Annotated in this window: 17 protein-coding genes; 12 read left to right on the plus strand and 5 right to left on the minus strand. The window is 61.4% G+C overall.

Annotated elements, in window-relative coordinates; translation table 11 throughout:
* Nucleotides 1-27: 27 nt before the first annotated feature.
* From C0V73_RS18010 to C0V73_RS18030, 4 genes are all read left to right on the plus strand, one after another.
* Nucleotides 28-1,050 (plus strand): diguanylate cyclase, encoded by a 1,023-nt coding sequence (locus tag C0V73_RS18010; protein WP_245408020.1) that lies wholly within the window; start codon nt 28-30, stop codon nt 1,048-1,050.
* A gap of 77 nt (nt 1,051-1,127) precedes the next feature.
* Nucleotides 1,128-3,017 (plus strand): ABC-F family ATP-binding cassette domain-containing protein, encoded by a 1,890-nt coding sequence (locus C0V73_RS18015; protein WP_102021397.1) that lies wholly within the window; start codon nt 1,128-1,130, stop codon nt 3,015-3,017.
* Nucleotides 3,018-3,458: 441 nt separating this feature from the next.
* Nucleotides 3,459-5,411 (plus strand): methyl-accepting chemotaxis protein, encoded by a 1,953-nt coding sequence (locus C0V73_RS18020; protein WP_102021398.1) that lies wholly within the window; start codon nt 3,459-3,461, stop codon nt 5,409-5,411.
* A 413-nt stretch (nt 5,412-5,824) separates the two neighbouring features.
* Nucleotides 5,825-7,888 carry a prolyl oligopeptidase family serine peptidase gene (locus C0V73_RS18030; RefSeq protein WP_102021707.1) on the plus strand — a complete coding sequence of 688 codons (2,064 nt, stop codon included), beginning with the start codon at nt 5,825-5,827 and terminating at the stop codon, nt 7,886-7,888.
* A 35-nt stretch (nt 7,889-7,923) separates the two neighbouring features.
* Here C0V73_RS18030 and C0V73_RS18035 read toward each other — a convergent pair whose 3' ends face one another.
* Both C0V73_RS18035 and C0V73_RS18040 read right to left on the minus strand, forming a co-directional pair.
* Nucleotides 7,924-8,373, minus strand: a complete 450-nt coding sequence (locus C0V73_RS18035; RefSeq protein ID WP_102021399.1) for a DNA polymerase III subunit chi — start codon at nt 8,371-8,373, stop codon at nt 7,924-7,926.
* Nucleotides 8,374-8,393: 20 nt separating this feature from the next.
* On the minus strand, nt 8,394-9,890 hold the full coding sequence (locus tag C0V73_RS18040) for a leucyl aminopeptidase (protein WP_102021400.1): 1,497 nt from the start codon (nt 9,888-9,890) through the stop codon (nt 8,394-8,396).
* Nucleotides 9,891-10,157: 267 nt separating this feature from the next.
* On the opposite strand from C0V73_RS18040, the gene C0V73_RS18045 reads away from it, so the two are divergent.
* The 6 genes from C0V73_RS18045 (at nt 10,158) to rsmA (ending at nt 17,680) form a co-directional block, all read left to right on the plus strand.
* Nucleotides 10,158-11,324, plus strand: a complete 1,167-nt coding sequence (locus C0V73_RS18045) for an LptF/LptG family permease (protein WP_102021401.1) — start codon at nt 10,158-10,160, stop codon at nt 11,322-11,324.
* On the plus strand, nt 11,321-12,403 hold the full coding sequence (gene lptG, locus C0V73_RS18050) for an LPS export ABC transporter permease LptG (RefSeq protein WP_102021402.1): 1,083 nt from the start codon (nt 11,321-11,323) through the stop codon (nt 12,401-12,403). Before C0V73_RS18045 ends, lptG begins: the two co-directional genes overlap by 4 nt.
* A complete protein-coding gene (locus C0V73_RS18055) occupies nt 12,403-14,736 on the plus strand; it encodes an LPS-assembly protein LptD (RefSeq protein WP_102021403.1) in 2,334 nt (777 codons plus the stop codon). Before lptG ends, C0V73_RS18055 begins: the two co-directional genes overlap by 1 nt.
* Nucleotides 14,737-14,867: 131 nt before the next feature.
* Nucleotides 14,868-15,812 (plus strand): peptidylprolyl isomerase, encoded by a 945-nt coding sequence (locus C0V73_RS18060; RefSeq protein ID WP_102021404.1) that lies wholly within the window; start codon nt 14,868-14,870, stop codon nt 15,810-15,812.
* Nucleotides 15,813-15,830: 18 nt separating this feature from the next.
* Complete coding sequence (gene pdxA, locus C0V73_RS18065; protein WP_102021405.1) at nt 15,831-16,853, plus strand: 4-hydroxythreonine-4-phosphate dehydrogenase PdxA; 1,023 nt, start codon at nt 15,831-15,833, stop codon at nt 16,851-16,853.
* Nucleotides 16,853-17,680, plus strand: coding sequence for a 16S rRNA (adenine(1518)-N(6)/adenine(1519)-N(6))-dimethyltransferase RsmA (gene rsmA / locus C0V73_RS18070; protein WP_102021406.1), 828 nt, complete (start codon nt 16,853-16,855; stop codon nt 17,678-17,680). The genes pdxA and rsmA overlap by 1 nt, the downstream gene beginning before the upstream one ends.
* A gap of 19 nt (nt 17,681-17,699) precedes the next feature.
* On the opposite strand, the gene C0V73_RS18075 is transcribed toward rsmA, so the two are convergent.
* Both C0V73_RS18075 and C0V73_RS18080 read right to left on the minus strand, forming a co-directional pair.
* The gene (locus C0V73_RS18075; RefSeq protein ID WP_172450220.1) at nt 17,700-19,889 is read right to left on the minus strand and encodes a methyl-accepting chemotaxis protein; all 2,190 of its coding nucleotides are present in this window, start codon (nt 19,887-19,889) and stop codon (nt 17,700-17,702) included.
* A 138-nt stretch (nt 19,890-20,027) separates the two neighbouring features.
* A complete protein-coding gene (locus C0V73_RS18080; protein WP_102021408.1) occupies nt 20,028-20,939 on the minus strand; it encodes a LysR family transcriptional regulator in 912 nt (303 codons plus the stop codon).
* 100 nt (nt 20,940-21,039) lie between these two features.
* Here C0V73_RS18080 and C0V73_RS18085 point away from each other — a divergent pair, with 100 nt between their 5' ends.
* Both C0V73_RS18085 and betC read left to right on the plus strand, forming a co-directional pair.
* Entirely contained in the window at nt 21,040-21,996 is a 957-nt protein-coding gene (locus C0V73_RS18085; RefSeq protein WP_102021409.1) for a choline ABC transporter substrate-binding protein, read from the plus strand.
* Nucleotides 21,997-22,008: 12 nt separating this feature from the next.
* A complete protein-coding gene (gene betC / locus C0V73_RS18090) occupies nt 22,009-23,526 on the plus strand; it encodes a choline-sulfatase (protein ID WP_102021410.1) in 1,518 nt (505 codons plus the stop codon).
* A gap of 59 nt (nt 23,527-23,585) precedes the next feature.
* On the opposite strand, the gene gmk is transcribed toward betC, so the two are convergent.
* Nucleotides 23,586-24,233, minus strand: a complete 648-nt coding sequence (gmk, locus tag C0V73_RS18095; RefSeq protein WP_102021411.1) for a guanylate kinase — start codon at nt 24,231-24,233, stop codon at nt 23,586-23,588.

A 24,233-nucleotide genomic window follows, 5' to 3' on the forward strand; every position in this document is an offset into this window, starting at 1 on the left:
ACTCATCGCATGATCAGGACGGTTTTGATGAGCGGACTTCCAGACGATCTCCAGAAGATCACAGTCTTCATGCTGAAGCATCAGATCGCAGGGCTCCCCCGCAACTTCGAACTTGTCCATGAAGCCTTTACCGGCGGCAATTCGGATCTTGCGCGCGAGCTTGCAGCCCTTGGTGCCCGCCCGACGCAATCGGCGCTCGATCAGCTTGGCCTCAAGCACCGGCTTGCCGGTCATTGCGGTGTCTCCGCCGAGCGCCTGCAGGATGAAACGCTGAAGACGCTGACGCGGCTCAGCGACCAGCTGTCCCTTGGACTGACACAGAAGCGGGCCTTCACGAACTCGGTGGAAGGCGTGATCCGCTCGATCCGCGAGGATGTCAGTGTCGGTATCGACCAGTTGCTGGGCGAGCTGGATCTGCTCTCCTCGATTGCCAGAGATATGATCAAGGCGGAAACCGCGCTCTCCTCCGATGTGGCCGAGGGGCTGGACAGCCTGAATGCCGCAGACCGTGCCATCCGTGCGGCGCAGGCTGCAATGAAACGCGATCATCTGACGAGGCTTGCGAACCGCATCAGCCTCTTCCAGACACTGGAGGAGGTCCATTCGGCAGCCTCGGCGGCCAAGCCGAGCGCGCTCGTGCTGATCGAAATCCTCGACCTTCCCGGTCTGCAGCACCAATATGGCGACGAGGCCGTGAGCAAGCTGATCAAGGGACTGGCCGGCATCTTCCGCAAGGCGATCAAGAAGCACGACTTCATCGCCCGCATCGAGGCCGATACCTTTGCCTTCGTCTTCGATGGCATCAATGCCGACGAGGCGCACATCATCGCCGAACGGCTGTTCACGACGGCCGAAAATAATCTCGTCTTCGCGTCCGAGACCTCGCCGGGCGTAGGCGGGCTGCCGCTCGCGATCGGTCACGCCATGGCGCATGAAGCCGCGGATCCGACGAGCTGGCTCGCCATTGCCAAGACCGCCACGATTTTGGCGCGGCAGAACCCGCGCCAGCCGATCATCGGCTACAAGCCCGGACAGCGCCAGGTCGCCTGACGAGATCGCCTGACAGGCCCGACCGGGCACCCTCGCCCGCTTGCCTTTGGCCGTGACATCGGCCAAAAGCCAGAACCATGATCACGATCAACGATATCTCCGCTCGCATCGCAGGCCGCCTGCTCATCGACCACGCCAGCGTCGCGCTGCCGGCCGGCACCAAGGCTGGCCTTGTCGGCAAGAACGGTGCGGGTAAATCCACGCTGTTTCGCATCATCACGGGCGATCTGGCGTCCGAAAGCGGCAATATCTCGATCCCGAAGAACGCGCGCATCGGCCAGGTCGCGCAGGAAGCGCCGGGAACGGAAGACTCGCTGATCTCCATCGTGCTTGCCGCAGACAAGGAACGGGCAGCGCTGCTCGCAGAGGCAGAGACTGCAAGCGATCCGCATCGGATTGCGGAAATTCAGACACGGCTGGCCGATATCGGCGCGCATTCGGCGGAAGCTCGTGCCGCGACAATCCTGTCGGGCCTCGGCTTCGACCACGAGGCGCAGCTGCGCCCCGCCTCCTCCTTTTCCGGTGGGTGGCGCATGCGTGTGGCGCTCGCCTCCGTGCTGTTTGCCGAGCCGGATCTGCTGTTACTTGACGAGCCGACCAACTATCTCGACCTCGAAGGCACCCTGTGGCTCGAAGACTATGTGCGGCGTTATCCGCATACGGTCATCATCATCAGCCACGACCGGGATCTTCTGAACACCGCCGTCAACTCGATCATCCATCTCGACCAGCAGAAGCTCACGCTCTATCGCGGCGGCTATGACAGCTTCGAGCGGCAGAAGGCCGAGAACGACGAATTGCAGATGAAGGCTAAGGCGAAGAACGACGCCGCCCGCAAGCACCTGCAAAGCTTCATTGACCGCTTCCGCGCCAAGGCAACCAAGGCCAAGCAGGCCCAGAGTCGCATCAAGGCGCTGGAGCGCATGGGCACAGTCGCCGCCGTCATCGAGGACCACGTCCATCCGATCACCTTCCCGAAACCCGAAAAGCAGCCGGCCTCCCCGATCGTGGCCATCTCTGGCGGTGTGGTCGGCTACGAGCCAGGCAAGGCGATCCTGAAGAACCTCAACTTGCGCATCGACAATGACGACCGCATCGCGCTGCTCGGTTCGAACGGTAACGGCAAGTCGACCTTCGCCAAGTTCATCTCCGGCCGACTGGAAGCGCAGGGTGGCCAGCTCAAGACCGCGTCCAGCCTGAAGATCGGCTTCTTCGCCCAGCATCAGCTCGACGACCTCATCCCGAACGAGAGCCCGGTCGCCCATGTGCGCCGGCTGATGCCGCTGGAGCCGGAAGCCAAGGTGCGTGCCCGCGTCGCGCAGATGGGGCTTGCGACCGAAAAGATGGAAACGGCCGCCAAGGATCTCTCGGGTGGCGAAAAGGCACGCCTGCTGATGGGGCTTGCCGCCTTCCACGCGCCGAACTTGCTCATCCTCGACGAACCGACGAACCACCTGGATATCGACAGCCGCAAGGCTCTGATCGAGGCGCTGAACGACTACGAGGGCGCCGTCATCCTGATCAGCCACGATCGCCACCTGATCGAGGCAACCGTCGACCGCTTGTGGCTCGTCAACAACGGCACCGTCACCAGCTTTGACGGGGATATGGAAGAGTATCGCTCGCTCATCATCGCCTCGGGCAAGAAGCCAGTCGAGAAAGACAAGGGCGACAACGGCGCCGATACGGTCAACAAGGCCGAGCAGCGCAAGGCTGCAGCCGACAAGCGCGCAAGTCTTGCGCCCCTCAAGAAAAAGATCAACGAAGTCGAGGCTTTGACGAAGAAGCTGGAGACTTTGATTCAGGCGCTCGACAAGGAGTTGGCCGATCCGGGTCTCTACGAAAAGGCGCCGGCCAAGGCCGCTGAAAAGGCTAAGCAGCGTGGCGAAGCGGCCGCGAAACTTTCCGCTGCGGAAGAGCAGTGGCTGGAGCTTTCCGCCGAGTATGAAGAGGGCATGGCCGGCTGACCCGCCGGCCCTCTCCTCTCTGCAACCTGAAGCAGTTTACTCCTTCACACGACGCAGCCCCTGCCAGGCGGCCGATTTTTGTTGTCATCCATAGCGATCCTATGGTTCTCAATGGCCATTTAAATCAGAAAATCGTGATATTACGCAACTCGGGCGCGAATTTTAGTAAACTTTTAAATCCCTGACCACATCATTTCCGCGAGTTAGGTCAGCCTACTTCAATCCACAGTGCATTTCGTCCACATCGTTGCCCTTCCGGCGCGATGCCTAAGCGCAAGTCGCTTTTCTCAACCCCGACAGCATGCTGTTGCAGGGCATGGCGAAGCTTTGCGCGGAACGAGATGCATGCCTGATGAGCGCCTCGGTGATGCAGCCGGGGCTTCCCCTCCCCGCGAGACCTGCCATGACGGCACGGTCCCGGAGCGAACGGAAAGCTGCGGAATGTCGACGAAACCCTTGTCCATCAAAGCCTCGCTGCTCGGGGCCTTCATGCTTCTGCTTGCCCTTCTCGTCGTCCAGGGAGGCTTTGCCCTCTGGTCGATGAACGGTGTCTTTTCCAATGTCCAACGCCTGGCCCAAGGTTCGGTGCCGGTTGTCGACATCACCAATCGCCTGAACATTTCCATCGCCAATCTGCGGGCTCTGCAGACACGGCATATTCTGAGCTCGACCCCGGAGACGCTTGCGTCCGCCGACGCGGCCGTTGCCAAAGAAGTCGACAAGCTGAAGGACCGCATGGCGCGCTATGAAGCCATGATCACGCTTCCTGAGGAAAGGCCTGCTTTCGAGGGGTTCAAGGCCAGCGCCGAGCGCTATCTTACGGCCGGTGAACGCATGATTGAGCTTTCGCGCAGTGGTGACAAGACCGCCGCCGCCGCATTGCTGACGGGGGAAATGGTTGTCGCCTATGACGAGATGGACGGCTATGCGGACACGTTCCGCGATGCCAATGTCGATGCGGCTGCCGCGATGTTCGAAGAAAGCGCCAGCAACTTCCGTCTGTCGCTTCTGAGCAATGCCGGTGTTCTCGTGGTCGGCGCTTTGGCGGGCATTGCCGCCATGCTCTTCGTCGCCCGCGACGTGACGAAGCCGATCGAACGCATGACCCGCGTCATGGGGCGCCTCGCACGTGACGATTTCGATGTCGAGATCGCCTATCTCGCCCGCCAAAACGAAATCGGCGACATGGCCCGTGCGGTGGACGTCTTCAAGCAGAACGGTTTGCGGGTGCGGGAAATGAACGCCCAGGAACACCGCATGAAGCAGCGTTGCGACGAGTTGCAGGAGAGCATCGGCCAGGTCTGTGCTGCGGCCATCGCCGGCGACTTTACCCAGCGGATCGACCGAGACTTCGAATTTCCCGATCTCAATGCCTTCGCGACCTCGATGAATGAACTCGTCCGGTCGATCGATGCGGGGCTTGCCGAGACGCGCCGGGTCATCGCGGGCCTTTCCGAAGGCGATCTGACCGATGCCATGCGCGGCGAGTTCAACGGCGCCTTTGCGGAACTCCAGGGCAATGTGAATGGCACCATGCAGGTGCTCAGAACCGTCGTCGCAGAGGTTCGTACCTCGATCGACCAGATCCGCTCGGGATCGGGCGAGCTTCGCTTCGCATCCGACGATCTCGCCAAACGGACAGAGCAGCAGGCCGCGGCACTTGAAGAGACCTCGTCGGCGCTCGAAGAGATCACGGCTGCCGTCCGCCAATCGACAGACACGGCTCTCCAGGCCACCCGCATGGTCGACGAGGCGCGCCGCAGCACGGAAGAATCAAGTTCCGTCGTCGGTGACGCCGTGGCTGCCATGGGCCGGATCGAGCAGGCATCCGGCGAGATCGGCCAGATCATTAACGTGATCGACGAAATCGCCTTCCAGACGAACCTTCTGGCGCTCAATGCGGGTGTCGAAGCTGCCCGCGCTGGCGAGACCGGCAAGGGGTTTGCGGTCGTGGCGCAGGAAGTACGCGAGCTTGCACAGCGGTCAGCAGGAGCCGCAAAAGACATCAAGTCGCTGATCACCAAATCCGGAGAGGAAGTCGGCATTGGCGTGCGGCTGGTCACGGCAACCGGGGATGCGCTTTCCCGCATCCGTGATCATGTGGTGCATATTAACCAGTCCGTCCACCAGATCGCTTCCGCGGCCAAGGAGCAGTCGCAAAAGCTGCAGGAGGTCAACACCGCCGTTGGCCAGATGGATCAGTTCACGCAGCGGAACGCTGCAATGGTAGAAGAGACGACGGCGAGCACCAACCGGTTGGCAGACGATGCAGTGAACCTTTCGCGCCTGATCGGGCACTTCAAGATCGATCCGGCCGCCAACAGAGGACGGACATCCCTGCCGGTGGCGAATGATGGCGGGGTCCCCTCGAAACGCGCTGCAGCCGGACGCTGATCGACGTCACCATTCACGCGAAGGGCTGCCCATAGCAGCCCTTCCACCTGTTATCTTCAGACAGGTTTCAAACCTTCTTCTCCTAGCACTCCGCTGGTGTCTGCTGCCAGCGGCTCCAGCGCGTGTCCATCAGCTTCAAGCCGCCTCCATTTCGACCTCCCCCCCCCCCCCGCTGCTCCGTATCGTCAATGACGACGCGGGCCTTAGGGCAGGTCATCAGGCGGCTTTCCGCCATCGACGCCACTTCGCGTTACGGGGTGGGGCGCCATCCGGCCTGCCTCAATTTTGGCGACTGCTTTTCCTATGCATGCGCCAAGGCTTGAGTAGAGCCCCTCCACCATGTGGGCGAGGACTTCGGTCGCACCGACCTCGCCTCAGCGAATGCGATGATGAAAATGCAAAGGAGCAGCGCCATGGATCTCTTTCTCGAAAAGGATGACGATCCGCAGACGCTGGCCTTCATTTCCGCACGGAACGCACGATCTGACGCGGCACTGGCGACACCTGAAATGGAGGCAGACGCCGAGGCGCTTCGGTTGATGATGGAGCGCCAGGACAAGCTGATCGTGCCCACGCGGCGCGGCGAGTGGCTGTTCGATTTCAACCGGTCCCGAGACAATCCGCTCGGCGTGTTGCGCCGACTGCCGGCGACAGATGCGCCGCGCGCCGATGCCGCTTGGGATACGGTCTTCGATGTCGATGCTTTCTGTGCGCAAGAGGGTAAACGCTGGATCTTCGGCGGCTGTGTCACTTGCCCCTTCGAACCGACGCGCGTTCTGCTGCGGCTGTCTGACGGTGGCTCTGACCTGACGCGTTTTCTCGAGTTCGATCTCGAAACCAAACGCGTGGTGGACGGCGGCTTCGACACGCCGGCAGTCCGGGCGCAGGCGTCATGGCTTAGCGCCGACGAGATCGCTTATTTCGGATCGATCGACGCCTTCTCCGCCACGCAATCCGGCTGGCCAAGAGTCGGACGGCGTTTGCGTCGCGGCGAAGCCCCGGCAGAGGCGGACATCCTCTTTGAAGCCGCAACCACCGACGTCACCGGCTATGGTTTCATCATCGATCCCGAACTCGGCGGGCACACGGGGCCCGACACGCGACAGATCCGGGTGTTCATGGCGAACCATGAAATCGGCAAGCTCAGCCTTCACGTCGAGGACGCCGATGGCGTCGCCCGCCGGTTGCCGCTGCCACGGGACATCGGCTTTGACATCAACCACAGCCACATCCTCTGGCTCGCCAAGAGCGACGAGCAGGTGGCGTCCGGCAGTCTGGTGCTGCAAGCGCTTACACCGTTCGATGCTGAACCGCTGGCGCCTAAGCGGCGCATTCTGGTGGAGCCGCAGCCAGGCCGCGCGGTGCATCACTTCACCCTGCTCCGCCACTGGGCGATCTACACCGTCGATGATCGCCTCTCGCCTGAACTCTATGCACTCGATCTGACACAAGAGGACGCCGTGCCCCAGCGGATCGATTTGCCTGACGGCATCGAGGCGCTCTATTTCACTTCGCTTCATGCCGACCTGCATCTAGGAGACGACACGCTTCATGTGATCGGCTCCGGCTTCCTAGTGCCGCCGACCCGCTACACGCTCGCCCTCTCCGATGAGGACCGCAACCCCACCAAGAAACCGCTTGCCCTGGTGCCGCAGGAAACATCGCCCGCTTTTTTTGACGCTGAGGGCATGACCAGCGAACTTCTGGAAGCGACATCGGAGGATGGCACCAAGGTGCCTTACCATCTGGTGCTGCCGAAGGTGTGGAAGAACGGCGTGCTTCCGGTTCTGATCTACGGCTATGGCGGCTTTGCCGCGCCTCTTGCGCCGCACTATTCCGGGACCACGGGCCGCTTTCTGGAACAGGGTGGCGCCTATGTGCAGGCCTACATCCGTGGCGGCTCAGAACTGGGGCCGGATTGGCACACACCGGTGAAGCGTGAAGGCCGCCACAAGGCATACGAAGACTTTGTCGCGATCGCCCGAGATCTGGTGAAGCGCGGCTATACGAATCCGTCGCGCATTGCCTGCACTGGCGCCAGCAATGGCGGCCTGCTCACCGGGGTCATGCTTACGCGTTATCCAGATGATTTCGGCGCCGTCTGGTGTCGGGTTCCGGTGCTCGACATGATCAGGTTCCATCTCTTCCCCGCCGGGCGGGCTTGGATCGACGAATACGGCAACCCGGACGACGAGAAAGACCGCGCGTTCCTCCTCAGCTACTCACCCTTGCATCAGGTGAAGCCGGCATCGGACCAAGACTATCCGCCCGTCTATATCGAAAGCTCCAGCAATGACGATCGGGTTCATCCTTCGCATGCGCGGCGCTTTGCGCTGCGGCTGGAAGAGGCCGGACACCTGCCCCTCTTCCACGAATATGGCTCCGGCGGTCATGGCGGGGCCGGCAATTCGGCGGAAATGGCGCGGCGGACCGCCATGGGCTACAGCTTCCTGCGCCAGACGATCATGAAAGCCTGAGATCGAGAAAAGGCGCCGCTGAACCGGCGCCCCAATCAGGCCTTCTTCTCCCAGCGCCCCTCGGGGCTCTGCTGCCAGTAGGTCAGGTTGTGGCCCTGCGCCTTCAGCCTTTTCCACTGGGACCGGGCCCCCTCAAGCTGTTCCGTGTCATAGCCGTCGAAGACGAAGACGATGCGATCATAGGTCAGGTCCGCCGGCGGCTCGGCTCCATCCACCAGAAAGCGGACGCTCGCCGCATTGCGGTTTTCCTGTTCGATCGTCAGCAGCACCGGTTGCCGGTCCGGCGATGCCCCCTCATCCGTTCCATGCGGAAGAAAGCTCTCGTCGCGGTATGTCCAGAGATGGGCATCGAGCGTGTCGCGCCGTTCGGCATCGCGGGTCTGAACCGCGACCTTCCAGCCACGCTCGACGCTCTTCTCCAGCAACGGGGGCAGAGCGTCTTCCAGCTTCGATTCGGTCAGGTGGTAGAACAGGACTTCGGCCATCCGGCGCTCCGTCTCCAGGATCACGATTCGTAATTGGCCCGCACCAACTCGTCGAGCAGGCGGACACCGTAGCCGGAGCCCCAGGACTGGTTGATTTCGTCATTCGGCGAGCCCATGGCCGTGCCGGCGATATCGAGATGTGCCCAGGGCGTGTCCTTGACGAAGCGCTTGAGGAACTGGGCGGCAGTGATCGAACCAGCCAGGCGGCCACCGGTGTTCTTCATGTCGGCAAACTTGGAGTCGATCATCTTGTCGTATTCCTTGCCGAGCGGCATGCGCCACAGACGCTCATTGGTCACCTGACCTGCCGTCAGCAGCTTTTCAGAAAGCGTATCATCATTGGAGAAGAGACCGGCATGCTGATTGCCGAGGGCAACCGTGATCGCGCCTGTGAGGGTGGCGAGGTTGATCATGAAAGCCGGTTCGAAGCGATCGTTGCAGTACCAGAGCGCGTCGCAGAGCACGAGGCGACCTTCTGCATCGGTGTTGATGACCTCGATGGTCTGGCCGGACATCGAGGTGACGATGTCCCCCGGACGCTGGGCGTTCCCATCAGGCATATTCTCGACGAGGCCTAGGATGCCGATGGCGTTCACCTTGGCCTTGCGGGCCGCAAGCACATGCATCAGGCCGGTGACGGCGGCAGCACCGCCCATGTCGCCCTTCATATCCTCCATGCCACCAGCCGGCTTGATCGAGATGCCGCCGGTATCGAAGACAACGCCCTTGCCGACGAAGGCGATCGGCTTGTCCTTCGACTTGCCGCCCTTCCACTGCATCACCACGAGACGCGGTGGGCGCACCGAACCCTGCGCCACGCCGAGCAGCGCGCCCATGCCGAGCTTCTTCATTTCCTTTTCGGTGAGGATCTCGATCTCGACACCGAGCTTTTCCAGTTCCTTGGCCTTGGCAGCGAATTCCAGGGGCCCAAGGACATTGGCCGGCTCGTTGACGAGGTCGCGTGCCAGGACCACGCCCTCGGCAATGGCTTCGGCCTCGGCGAAGGCCTTCTTCGCACCGGAAGCCTCCACTGTTACGATCGTGACCTTGACGGACTTCTCGGCCTTCTCCTCCTCGTCTTCCGCTTTCTTCTTCGTCTTGTAGGTATCAAACTTGTAGCTGCGCAGCAGCATACCGAGGGCGAAATCGGCGGCGGCCTTGGGTGAAACGTCGATGCCCGGGGCATCAAGATAGACGACAACGCTCTCCGCCCCCTTGAGCGCGGCGGTCGCCGAACCGCCAGCCTTCAGCCAGTCATGGGCAACGAGGCCTTCCGGCTTGCCCATGCCGAGCACGACGAGACGATCCAGTTCAGACCCATGCGGTGCAACGATGTCGAGGGTTGAAAGCGCCTTGCCCTTGAACTTGGCGACTTTCGCGGCACGGGCATAGACGCCCGCCTGGTCTGCCTCCATCGCGCCCGCCGGCTGCTCCGCACCGGACGCCGCCAGCAGGATGGCGATGCCTCCGGTTGCAGGATGGGTCTTGGCGAAAGAGATGGCGAGTTTCAACGACATGAGGCACCTTGAATTGGCATTGTGGGAGATCTTGAGGGATCATGGTCTTTTCCCGAACGATGGCAAGAGTTTGACCAGACATTCCTGCCCCAATCCCCCGATTGCGGCTGCCAACGCTGAGCGTGTCAGATTTATCGCGGTGGGACAAAAAACGGCCTCAGGAAGCCGGGGAAAATACCATCCGCCGGTCGCCAAATCGCCGCAAGCGTCGTAGAGAAAGCCGATCCTCGGCGCGACGTCTGCGTGTCGCGCCTGCAAGGGAACCCTATGAAGATACTCGAACAATACATTCTGCGGCGGGTCGTCCTGATGTTTCTGACAGCGCTGCTCCCGGTGCTGGCGATCATCTGGACCACGCAGGTATTGCAGCGTATCAACCTAGTGACCGACAGCGGACAATCCGTGGGGTCGTTCATGGTGCTCGCCACGATGATCCTGCCCACAATCGTTGCAACCGTGCTGCCCTTCGCACTGGTCATCGGCATCACGCATACGCTGACAACGATGAACAACGATTCGGAACTGGCCGTCATCGATGCGGCTGGTGCGCCCCGCTCCATCATCCAGCGACCGCTGATCCTGCTGGCGGTCGGCCTCAGCTTCTTCTCCTTCATCATGATGGGCTTCGTCGAACCCGCCATGCGCGTCAACGTGCGCACGATGATCGCCACTGCCTATGCCGACCTCCTGTCGTCTGTCATCGAGGAGAAGACGTTCCGCCAGATCGAGCCGGGGCTCTACGTGCAGATTTCCGAACGCCAGTCGGGCCGGACGATGAAGGGCCTGCTTGTTGCCGATTCCCGCGATCCTGCCTCGGAACTGATCTATTACGCCCGCGAAGGGGCCGTGGACGAGAGCGGCAAGTCGCTCGTCATGCAGGACGGCGAAGTGCAGCGTAAGGCGCCCAATGGTGACGTTACCGTCATCCGCTTCGACCGCTACGCCTTCGACCTTTCCGATCTCTCCGAAGAGCGTGGCCAGGCCCGCTTCGGCGCCAAGGATCGTGATGTCTTCTATCTCATGGATCCGGACCCGCTCGATGAGCGCTACATCAGCAAGCCCAATGATTTCAGCGCGGAACTGCACCGCCGCGTGAGCGCGTCGTTCTTCCCACTCGTCTTCGCGCTTCTGAGCCTGATGATGTGCGGCGATGCCCGCTCCCATCGCGAGGCACGACTGCACCCGATGGCATCGGCGCTGATCATGGCGCTGACGGTGTTCTGGGCGTCCAACTATCTGACCTCGATCGCCGAGGCATCGACCGCGTTCATCTCGCTCCTGTATCTCCTGCCTCTGGCAACTGGAGGTGCTGCCGCCTTCATGCTGGCCACGAACCGTAGTCCGAGACTGCCCAAGCCAATTTCTGCCCTGATCGAGAGCGCCATGGCCATGACCCAGAAGCGTCTTGGCACGGGTGCCGGAGGTGCGGCGTGATCTGGACGCTTGGCCTCTATTTCTTCCGGCGCTACATGCTGACCTCGCTGTGGTTTCTCCTCGGCGTTGTCTCGATCACCTATCTGATCGATTTCACCGAAACCTCGGGCCGATTCGATAGCCTGCCGGGCTATTCGGTACCAGGCGTGCTCTATCTGACGGCGCTGCGCCTACCGCTTATCCTCCAGCAGACAATACCGTTCATTGGCCTTTTCGTCGGCATGGCCACACTGATCTCGCTCAACAGAAAGTCCGAACTGGTTGTTGCACGTGCCGCCGGCATTTCCGTCTGGCAGTTCATGGCGCCGTTCCTCATCGGCGCAACGCTCATCGGATTGGCGACGACCCTGGTGATCAATCCGCTTGCCGCGTGGGGCCAGCGCCAGGGCACGGAGATCGAGACGCAGTGGCGCGGAACCGAGAACAGCACCAAGCCGACTCCCATCCCATGGTTGCGGCAATCGAGCGGCGACAACGACCTCGCTCTAGGCGCGCGTGCCGTTCTTGAGGACGGAAGCCTGCTTGTGGATGCCGTGCTGCTGCACTTCGATCAGGACGGTCGCATCATCCTTCGGCAGGACGCACGCACAGCCAAATTGAAAGATGGTTACTGGATGCTTACCGACGTGCTGGAGACGCGTCCCGGTGAGATCCAGACACGCCTTGCTGAGACACGCGTCGCCACCAACCTCAATGAGGAATTTGTCCAGCAGCGCCTCGCCAAGCCGGAAAGCGTTGCTTTTTATGATCTATTTCAGAAAATTGAAGTTGCCCGATCCTTCGGCATAGCGCCGCACGCGCTGGAAACACAACTTCACTCCCTGCTTTCGCTGCCGTTCCTGATGGTTGCAATGACATTGATTGCGGCAACCGTTTCGCTGAAATTCAGCCGTATCAACCAATCGCGGACGGTGATTCTCGGTGGAATATTGTCAGGCTTCGTGCTTTATGTTGTCACAGTGCTCGTCAGGGCATTCGGAAGCAGCGGCGTCATGCCGCCATATGTTGCGGCCTGGGTCCCAGTTGTCGTAGCGATGGCATTGGGGGCAACGATTCTGCTTCACAAGGAGGATGGTTAGTGGCGGTAAAAGACCGCGGGAATATCAGGAGGCTCTCGGTAGCCCTGCTGACCAGTGTCGCTGTGTGCGCGTTGCCGCTCACCGCGCCTCTCGTGCATGCGCAGAGCCTGTCGGACTCAGCGTCCACGGCAGGTCAACTCCCTGATGACGCGAAGCTGCTTCTTGCAGCCAATGAACTTGTTTATGACCGTGATGCCGAGCGCGTTGTCGCGAACGGCGCGGTGCAAATCAATTATGCGGGCTACCAGATGGTTGCCCGACAAGTCGTCTATGACCAGAAGACGGGTCGCGTGACCGCGGCCGGCAATATTGAACTGGTGGAGCCGACCGGCAACCGCATCTATGCGGACTCGCTCGACGTCACGGACAACTTCTCCGACGGATTCTTGAGGGCGCTGCGGGTCGAAACGACTGACAACACCCGCCTCGTTGCCGAGAGCGCCGAGCGCGTGGGCGGCACTCAGATGATCCTGCACAAGGGTGTCTATACCGCCTGCCTTCCTTGCGCCGAAAATCCGTCTCGCCCGCCGATCTGGCAGGTCAAGGCAGAACGCGTGGTGCAGGATGGCCAGAAGAAGACCGTTCGCCTCGAAAAGGCTCGCTTCGAACTTTTTGGACGTTCGATCGCCACCCTCCCCTTCATCGAAGTCCCTGACAACACGGTGAAGCGGAAGTCCGGCTTCCTGTTCCCGGAATTCCGTTCCGGTGAGAATGTCGGCTTCGGGATTTCGGTTCCTTACTACATCGCCATCGCGCCGGATCGCGACGCGACGATCACGACGACCGGCTTCAGCGCACAGGGCGTTCTTCTGGAAGCGGAGTTGCGTCAGCGCTTCGAAAAGGGCCAGGCTAACATCCGTCTCGCCGGTATCAGTCAGATGAACACCGACGAATTCACCGCAGGCACGAGCGACGCTAGTCGCGATTTCCGCGGCCTCGTCTCGTCGAAGGGCGATTTCAAGATCAACCCACGCTGGTCCTTCGGTTGGGACGTCATGTTCCAGACCGACAACAACTTTGCCCGTACCTACGGTGTCGAAGGCTTGAACAGCTCGACAAATACCAACACTGTTTACCTGACCGGCGTCGGCGAGCGCAATTTCTTCGACATGCGCAGCTACTACTTCGACGTTCAGGACGCCGATCTGAACGACACCGCCGAGAAGAAACAGGCGACCGTGCTGCCTGTCATCGACTACAGCTATTATGCGCCTGAACTCGTGGCGGGCGGCCAGCTGTCAGGCACCCTCAACTTCACCTCACTGTCCCGCTTCTCTGGTGAAGCCGCCGATACAAACGGTGATGGTACCAACGACGTCTATCGTGGCCTCAAGGGCAACATGAACCGCCTTTCGGGCGAGCTCGCTTGGGAACGTACTTTTGACGGCCCGGGTGGCATTCAGATCACCCCGCTGCTCGCGGCGCGCGGTGACGTCTTCGGTCTCGCGATGGATAGCCCTGCGGATTACACGGGCGGCTACACATCCAACGACGCACCCGCACGCGGCTTGCTGACCGCCGGCGTCGAGGTCCGCTATCCCTGGCTGATCACCACCGACAACAGCTCTCATATCATCGAACCGATCGCGCAGATCTATGCGCGCAACGACGAGGACTATGCCGGGCAGTTGCCGAACGAGGATTCCCAGAGCCTGGTCTTCGACGCCAGCAACCTCTTCTCCCGCAACAAGTTCTCTGGTTTCGACCGGGTCGAAGGCGGAACGCGTGCAAATGTCGGCATGCGCTATACAGGAAGCTTCGACAATGGCGTCGGTGTGCGCGCAGTCGTCGGTCAGTCTTATCATCTGGCTGGCCTGAACTCATATGCAACCGACGACCTGCTTGCTGTCGGTACCGATTCCGGTCTGGAAACGGACGTATCGGACTTCGTGGCATCGGCTGGCTTCGAACTGCCAATCGGTCTGTCCCTGAGCGCTGGTGTGCGGCTCGATGAAAAGACACTTGAAGTGCGCCGGACCGACCTCAACGCGACCTATGCACAGGACCGTTTCGAGACGAGCCTGACATTCACGCAGGTGGACGCCCGTCCGGGATACTCGTTTGACAACGACAATCAGACAGTCACCAGCTCGTCGACCGTCAAGGTCAATCAGAACTGGTCGGTATTCGGTTCGGTCAACTACGATATCGACGCTGATGTCTTCAACCGTCGCAGCGTCGGGATCTCGTACGCCGATGAATGCACGGTCTTCTCTATCGCCTATTCGGACAAATACGATCCGAATGCTGATACCGCGAACGACTGGACGATCGGCGGCAAGTTGGTGTTCCGTACGCTTGGCGAGATCAATCTCAGCGACAACTCGTTTTGAGTGATGCAGCGCCACTTCGGTGGAGGTCATTGTTTCGCCGCACGGATTGTGCAATCCGTGCGGTAGTTCTAAAATCCATGGCAAAGACGTAGATCCGGGCGGAAGCTTATCCTCCGGAGAAAGGATGACAGATGGCCAATGCGAAAAAGGGCACCAGTCTGCTGCTTGCCGGCGTTATCGCGCTGTCTCTCAGCGTGAGCCCCACTCCGATGGTCGCGCCTGTACAGGCTGCGACATCAGTGGTTGCCGTCGTCAACAAGACCGCGATCACGAGCGGCGATGTTTCACGCCGCGCGGCATTCCTCCGACTGCAGCGCCGCAGCGGCAACTTGCAGAAGATTGCCAAAGAAGAACTGGTCAACGAAGCGCTGAAGCGCGAGGAAATTGCCCGCGTCGGCATGTCCGTCAGCACGTCCGATGTCGACGCCTCCTTCGAACGCTTTGCGACATCGAACAAGATGTCGGTCTCGCAGCTGAACTCCGTGCTTGATCAGGCCGGTGTGGGCGCTGCCCATTTCAAATCCTTCATCGCTGTCTCCATGAGCTGGCCGCGCCTCGTCAACGCTCGATATGGCGCCGGCTCGCGCGGTCGCCTTTCGAACCAGGATCTCGTGACACGCCTGCTTGAGAACAAGCAGAAGCCCGTAACGACCGAATACTTCCTGAAGCAGGTTGTTTTCGTGGTTCCGGCCTCGAAGAAGGGCATCGTTGGCAAGCGCAAGGCCGAGGCCGAAAAGTCGCGCGCATCGTTCCCGGGCTGCGATCAGGCCATGGAATTCGCCAAGAACTATCTCGACGTTTCGATCCGCAATCTCGGCCGTGTTCTGGAACCGGAACTGCCGCCGGAATGGAAGCCGCTCATCGAGAAGGCCAATGGCGGCACGACGGGCACGCGCGTGACGGAACGTGGTGTGGAGTATCTCGCAATCTGCAATCAGCGCCAGGTATCGGACGACGTCGCCGCCGAAGTTGTGTTCCGCGCCGAGGATCTCGGCAAGGAACAGCAGGACCAAAACCCGAATTCCGACAAATATCTCGAAGAACTGCGCTCCAAGGCCCAGATAGTCCTGCAATAAGCGGCGAAAGGCCGATCCATGACCGATGGCGTGCTATCGCTCGCGCTTACGCAAGGCGACCCGGCCGGCATAGGGCCTGATATCGCCTTGCAAGCCTGGCTCAAGCGGGGCGAGAGCGGCTTGCCGCCTTTCCTCTACATTGGCGATCCTGCGGTACTCGAGGTGCGCGCTCGCCTGCTTGAGCTGGATGTCAGGATCGAGGAAACGGATGCCGCGCATGCCTGCGAGGTTTTCGACCGGGCTTTGCCGGTGCTTTCCATCAAGACCGGGGTCGATGTTCTCGCGGGCAAGCCGCATGTCGCCAATGCCCGCGGAACGATTAGCGCCATAGAGACCGCCGTCTCCCTCTGCCTTGCCGGCGAGGTTCGGGCCGTCGTCACCAATCCGATCGCAAAATCCGTTCTCTACGAAGCTGGCTTCGGCTTTCCCGGCCATACCGAATTTCTGGCCGACCTCGCGGCAAAGGCCACCGGCGAAAGCGTTCTGCCGGTGATGATGCTCGCGGGGCCCAAGCTGAAGGCCGTGCCTGTCACGATCCACATTCCGATCAAGGATGTGCCGGACGCCCTGAGCGAAGAACTCATTGTCGATACCTGCCGGATTGTGGCCCGGGATCTCTCCGACCGCTTCGGCTTGACCGCGCCGCGGCTGGCGGTTGCCGGGCTCAATCCGCATGCGGGTGAAGGCGGTGCGATCGGACATGAGGATGACGACATCATTCATCCCGCCATCCGACGCCTGCGCGACGAAGGGATCGATGCCTTCGGGCCCCTGCCCGCCGACACGATGTTCCATGACGATGCCCGCAGCCGTTATGACGTGGCAATCTGCATGTATCATGACCAGGCGCTGATCCCGGCCAAGGCGCTCGGCTTCGACGACAGCGTCAACGTTACGCTCGGCCTGCCCTTTATTCGCACGTCCCCTGATCATGGCACCGCTTTCGGTCTTGCCGGTTCAGGATTTGCCAAGGAAACAAGCCTCATTGCCGCGCTTGAACTGGCGGATCGCATGAGCATCGCCAAGGACGCATCCCGCTAATGGCTGCACTCGACGGACTGCCACCGCTGCGCGATGTCATCGCGCGCCATGGGCTCGATGCCAAGAAGGCACTCGGCCAGAACTTCATCCTGGACCTGAACCTGACACAGAAGGTGGCCCGCACAGCTGGCTCTCTCGAAGGGGCTACGGTTATCGAAGTCGGCCCCGGGCCGGGCGGATTGACCAGGGCTATCCTGGCACTTGGTGCCAAGAAGGTGGTCGCCATCGAGCGCGACCCGCGCTGCCTGCCGGCGCTCCAGGAAATCAGCGACCACTACCCGGGGCGCCTGGAAGTGATCGAGGGGGACGCGCTGAAGATCGATTTCCAGGATCTCGCCAAAGGGGAACCGGTCAAGATCATCGCAAACCTGCCCTACAATGTGGGGACGCAGTTGCTCGTCAACTGGCTCCTGCCCGCGCAATGGCCTCCCTTCTGGCAGTCGCTCACCCTGATGTTCCAGAAGGAAGTCGGCCAGCGGATCGTGGCGCGTGAGGACGACAATCACTACGGCCGGCTCGGTGTGCTTTGCGGCTGGCGGACTGAGGCCCACATGGCGTTCGATATTCCCCCGCAGGCCTTCACACCGCCACCCAAGGTGACCTCGACCGTGGTGCATCTCGAGCCAATCGAGAAACCCCTGCCCTGCGATGCCGACAAGCTTGAGAAGGTGACGCTCGCGGCCTTCGGACAGCGCCGCAAGATGCTGAGGCAAAGCCTCAAGCCGATCGGCGGGGAAGCGCTGCTCGCGCGTGCAGAGATCGATCCTCAACGCCGAGCCGAAACGCTCAGCGTCGAGGAATTCTGCAGGCTCGCCAACCTGGTCTGATGCGGTGGCAAGCGTTGTGTCAGGCGGCCTGGCGGCCGCGCTGACGGTTTTCGTTTCCAGGCAGTTTGAAGAGCGCGATCTGGGCGTTCAGACGGTCGGCTTCAGCCGCCACGCTTGAGGTGGCCGCACTCGCCTCTTCGACCATGGCTGCGTTCTGCTGCGTTACCTGGTCCATCTGGCTCACGGCCTGGCTGATCTCGTTCAACGCTCCGGATTGCTCCTGCGCTGCCGAAACGATCGCAGACACGCGCTCATTGATCTTCATGACATGCTCTTCGATGCCCTTCAGCGTTTCGCCCGTTTCGTTGACCAGGCGGACGCCCGCTTCGACCTCCTGGGCCGAACGATTGATCAGCGACTTGATCTCCCGGGCGGCGTTGGCGGAGCGTTGAGCAAGTTCGCGCACTTCCTGAGCCACGACGGCGAAGCCTCTGCCGGCTTCCCCTGCGCGGGCAGCTTCGACGCCGGCGTTCAGGGCCAGCAGGTTGGTCTGGAAGGCGATCTCGTCGATAACGCTGATGATCTGGCCGATCTGGCCGGACGACTGCTCGATGTGATGCATGGCCTTGACCGTGTCGGAGACGACGGAGCCGGACTTCTGAGCGGTGATGGTTGCCTCGCGCACCAGTTTGCCGGCCTCCTGGGCCTGTTGGGTCGAGCTCGACATGGCCGTTGTGATCTGGCTGATCGAGGCGGACGCTTCCTCAAGCGCTGCGGCCTGTCGCTCCGTACGGCGAGCAAGATCGTCTGCCGCGAGCTGCAGTTCCTGCGAGCCCCCGTGCAACTGGCCTGTGCTCTGGCGGATCGTCGACATGACGCCGCAGAGGCGCTCCATGGAGCCATTGAAGCTGGTGCGAAGAGGATCGAGGGATTCGGCAAAGGGGTCGGAAAGGCGGAAGCCGATCTCGCCTGAAGATAGGGCATCAAGCCCGCTCGCCAGTTGGTCGACAGCGAAGGCAATCTCGGCGGCCCGCTCGGCGCGTTCACGCGCAGCCTCCAACTCGGCAGCCCGCTTGATCCGCTCTGCCGCTTCCTGCTCCTCCCGCTCCTTCATCATGCGGGCCTTGGCCAGCGCGATGTATTCGGCGACGGCACGGCCCATTTGACCGATTTCGTCCTTGCTATCCGACTGGATCGTGTCGACCTCGACCTCCCCTTTGGCGAGATCGTTCATCGTCCGCGTCAGGCGGCGCAGTGGACGAACGACCGTGAGCGACAGCGACATGGCGAAGAAGCAGGCGAAGGTCAGAACCGAACCGGTGATCCCGGCCACACGGAGCAGATGGTGATATTCCTCGTCCGCCATGCCCTTCGCCTGCACCACGATCGTGCCCAGCGTCTCGTTTTCCAGTTCCTTTAATCGCTCGATCCGGTGAGCCGAGCGCTCCAGCCATTCTCCGCTGTCCAGGGTGCTGAGGTCAGCCGAAAGACCGCCCAGCATCATCTTGGCGCGAATTGCCTCCACGGCATCCGCGTCGGGTGTGTGCAAGGACTGTCTGTAGCGCTCGCGCTCCTCGTCGGGCAGCAGTTCGAGATACTGGCCGATCAGCGAGGTCTGCGAGCCGAACATTCCGATGAAGTCGAGGTAATGGGCGTCGTCGAACTTGCCCTGCGAAATGAAGGTGTGGCCGAGATTCTGCTCTTGCCCGGCCACTTCCTTGGCATTCATCAGAAGGTTGTAGGCCATCATCTTGCCGACAACTCCCCTGGCGCCAGCAACAAGCGAGAATTCGCGTGAGACATTCATCAGCCGATGCACGAGGTCTGTGTAGTAGACGAACACCTCGGTTGGCGGGATGCTCAGCGCATCGGTCGCTGACCTGATCTGCGGCAGCTTGGCCAAAACAACCGCCAGCTCTTCCTCGTGGCGCATCAGGGTTGGATCCCCTTCGGCCTTCATGTCTTCGAGGACATGATCCATCTGGCTCAATGCCGGTGCGGCCTTCGTCCGCATCGCTTCGAGCTCGGGACCATGTTCCTTGCCCTTGGAAGCGAGGAGGCCGACCGCCTCTGCACGTTCACCCTGCAGCGCATGCACGAGATCGCCGATCACGCCGAGGTCAGCGCTGACGACGCCCAGATGGCGTGCGTGCTGATAGGCGGCAAAGGTGGTGTTGACTTCGACATAGGCCAGCCCGGCCAGCGCCACCAGAGGAATGGCAAGCGCCACCGCAAGGCGCCAAGTAACAGAAGCATCCGTCAATCGCATCTCGATCCCCAGCATTCGATGTGCGGCCCCACACGGCTCCGCAACTATAGCGTCAGGAGGATGATGCAATACAATGGTTAAACATTAGTCATGCTTGAATTATGCAAGTTGAGCGATCGCGAAATTTCTTCCCCGTAGTCAGTCAGCGAGCCGATTGCCGCCGGTGATTGCGGCCTCTTGAACAAGCCAACTCGCAAGATGCGTCACCGCATCGCTTTTGCTGCCAGATACCAGCCAATATCCACGTCCGGGCACAGTGACCATCTCGCCTGCCACCACGAGCAGGTTGGCGTCCAGCAGATGATCGACGAGACCGAGCCATCCGAGCGCAACGCCTTGGCCTGCCATGGCTGCCTGAACGACAAGGGCGTAGGTATTGAAGCGCAGGTCACCCGGTCGCTCCTCATCGTTCTCGGCCAGCCCCACCCGTGTGAGATAAGCGGGCCAGTCGAGCCAGGGGTAGATGCTTTCGGCCTCCAGATGGATCAGAGGCCCCTGTTCGACAGGAGAAATATCAGGCTGACGCCTGGACTGGCTTGGAGTGCAAACGGGAACCACCCGCTCGGGCATCAGCAAGGTCGCACCAGGGCCGAACTCGCTCGCCGTGCCGAAGGCAACCGCAAGATCGGCATCCTCGCGCCAATGGTGCCCCAGGCGCTGGGTGGCGACGATCTGCAGGTCGATATCCGGATACTGCTGACGGAAGGCATGCATGCGCGGGATGAGCCAGAGGCTCGAGAAAGCGTAGTCCGTGGCCAGCCGCACGGTCGGGCGACGACGCGCGGCCCGCAGGCTTCTCTGTAGACTGTCGACTTCCGACACCGTGCGTTCGGCGATGGCCAGCAGGCGCTGCCCCTCCTCCGTAAAGCGCACCCCCCGATGCAGTCGCTGCAGGAGCGGCAGACCGAACCGCTGCTCCAGCAGTCGGATCTGATAACTGACAGCCGGTTGGGACAGCCCGAGCGCCTCGGCGGCGGCGGATAGCGAGCCCTTCCGTCCGACTTCCACAAGCAGGCGCATCCAGGCGAGATCGACCAGAGGCTCAGACATCAATCTGACTTATGCCAAACATCAAAAATCTCCTGCTTCACAGGCAAGTGCCGCGCCTCTTCAATAACGGCAGACAATACCACAAAAAGAGGGAACCACTATGCGCACGACATTGAACCATCGCACGGGTCTTGGCGGCCTTGCCGGCTTGGCCCTGATGCTCCTCGCCACGACCGCAGCTGCCGCAGATGCAGAAAGCTGCAAGACCGTACGCCTCTCGGATCCGGGCTGGACCGACATCACCGCGACGAACGGCGTTGCCTCCGTTGTGCTGGAAGCGCTCGGCTACCAGGCTGATGTAAAGACGCTCTCGGTGCCGATCGGCTACCAGTCGATGAAAAACGGCGAGATCGACGTCTTCCTCGGCAACTGGATGCCGGCACAGCAGGCCTTCATAGACGACCTGAACGGTGCCAAGGCAATCGAAGTCTTGGCGAGGAATCTGGAAGGCGCGAAGTTCACGCTCGCCGTGCCGACCGCGACGGCCGAGAAGGGCATCAAGGATTTCGCCGACCTCGGCAAGAACCCGGATGAATTCGAAAGCAAGATCTACGGCATCGAGCCCGGTGCACCGGCAAACGCCAATATCCAGAAGATGATCGACGCCGGCGAATTCGGCCTCAAGGGGTGGGAACTGGTCGAATCGGGTGAACAGGCCATGCTGGCTCAGGTCGAGCGCGCCACCAAGGAAGGCAAGGGCGTCGTCTTCCTCGCATGGGCGCCGCATCCGATGAACGAGCGCTTCCCGCTGACCTATCTCTCCGGTGGCGACGCCTATTTCGGTCCGAATTTCGGTGGTGCCGAAGTCTATACTCTGGGGCGGACCGGCTGGAGCGAAGCCTGCCCGAATGCTGCAACGCTTTTCAAGCAGATGACCTTTGATGTCTCGATGGAGAACGTCCTGATGGGCGAAATCCTCGGCGGCAAGGACTCCAAGGAGGCCGCCTCGGCATGGCTGAAGGCCAATCCGGGCGTGCTCGACAGCTGGCTGAAGGGCGTGACCACGCTGGATGGCCAGCCGGGCGATGCGGCGGTCAAGTCGGCTCTCGGTCTCTGAGGTCTGACACTCGTGACCTCACGCCCCAACATCCTGATCCTGATGGTGGATCAGTTCAACGGGACCTTCTTTCCGGACGGTCCCGCTGATTTCCTGCATGCGCCCCATCTGGCAAATCTGGCGAAGCGCTCCGTGCGCTTCGCCAACACTTACACGGCAAGCCCGCTCTGTGCGCCAGCGCGCGCCTCCTTCATGTCGGGGCAATTGCCGAGCCGGACGCGTGTCTATGACAATGCGGCGGAGTTTGCCTCCGATATCCCGACCTTCGCCCATCACCTGCGGGCGGCCGGCTACCAGACCAGCCTTTCCGGCAAGATGCATTTCGTCGGACCGGACCAACTCCATGGCTTCGAAGAGCGGCTGACGACGGACATCTACCCCGCCGATTTCGGCTGGACCCCCGACTATCGCAAGCCGGGCGAGCGCATCGACTGGTGGTATCACAATCTCGGCTCCGTCACGGGCGCCGGCGTTGCCGAGATCACCAACCAGATGGAGTATGATGACGAGGTGGTTTACAACGCCACGCGTCGTCTCTACGACCTGTCGCGCGGCCATGACGAGCGGCCGTGGTGCCTGACGGTCAGTTTCACCCACCCGCATGACCCTTACGTCGCGAGGCGGAAATACTGGGATCTCTACGAGGGCTGCGAGGCCCTTCAGCCGAGTGTTCCTGCGATCCCATATGACGAACAGGATCCGCATTCGCAGCGCCTGATGGATGCCTGCGACCATCTCGCCTTCGACATCACAGACGAGAACGTGGCGCGGGCCCGCCAGGGCTATTTCGCCAATATCTCCTATGTCGACGACAAGATCGGCGAGATCCTCGACGTGCTCGAGCGCACACGAATGGCGGACAACACCGTCATCCTCTTCGTCTCCGATCATGGCGATATGCTGGGCGAGCGGGGCCTGTGGTTCAAGATGAACTTCTTCGAAGGCTCCGCCCGGGTTCCTATGATGATGGCGGTCCCGGGCGTCGACGGACGGCTGGTGACGACACCCGTTTCGACGCTCGACGTTACCCCAACACTGGCCGGACTTGCCGGCATCGACATATCCACCATTCTCGACTGGACCGATGGCGAGGATCTGATGCCACTCGCAACCGGAACCGGTGGGCGGGGCATGGTGCCCATGGAATACGCGGCCGAGGGTACGGTCAGTCCGATGATCGGGCTTCGCAACGAGCGCTACAAGCTGACGCTCTGCGAGGCGGATCCGCCGATCCTGGCGGACCTCGAGGCCGATCCCTATGAGTTGACCAATCTTGCAGAGGAGCCGGCTGCGGCCGGGATTTTCGAAGCGCTCAGCAAGGAAGCTGCAAGGCGGTGGGATCTGCCGCGATTCGATGCGGCGGTTCGCGAAAGCCAGGCGCGGCGCCATATCGTCTATGCGGCGCTGCGCAACGGCGCCTATTTCCCCTGGGATTACCAGCCGCTGCAGAAGGCGTCCGAGCGCTACATGCGCAACCACATGGACCTCAACATTCTCGAAGAGAGCCAACGCTTCCCGAGAGGCGAATAAACACAAAAAAGGGCGACCGAGAAATCAGGCCGCCCTTTTCAATTCAGAGATCGCACTTCTCAGGCGATCAGACCCTCGACGAAGTCGAACAGGCCATGGCGGCGGTCGCGGCGTAGGCGCTCGGCCTTGACGATCGACTGGACGGCATCGAAGGCCGAGTTCAGGTCGTCATTGACGATCACGTAGTCATATTCACGCCAGTGGGCGATCTCGGCGCGGGAATTGTTGAGACGTGTCTGGATGACCTCTTCCGTATCCTCCGCACGGCGATGAAGGCGCGACTGAAGCTCGGCCATGGTCGGCGGCAGGATGAAGATCGAGACGACGTCGGCGGACATCTTGTCCTGCAACTGCTGGGCGCCTTGCCAGTCGATGTCGAAGAGCATGTCGCGGCCCTCGCCCATCGCGGTCTCCACGGCTTCACGGGGCGTGCCGTAGTAGTTGCCATGGACCTCAGCCCATTCGAGCAGCGAGTCACTGTCGCGCAGGCGCTCGAACTCACGCTGGGAGACGAAGTGATAGTGCACGCCCTCGATCTCGCTCTGGCGACGCTGCCGGGTCGTGACACTGACCGACAGGCTGATCTGCTGGTCTCGGTCCATAAGGGTTCTGGCAATGGTCGACTTTCCTGCACCCGAGGGCGAGGAAATCACGAGCATCAGGCCGCGCCTTGCGATCTTGACGGATTGAGGGGCGGCAGCGGCCAT

It is taken from the genome of Rhizobium sp. TH135, assembly GCF_002855515.1.
In the GTDB taxonomy this organism is placed as follows: Bacteria; Pseudomonadota; Alphaproteobacteria; order Rhizobiales; family Rhizobiaceae; genus Allorhizobium.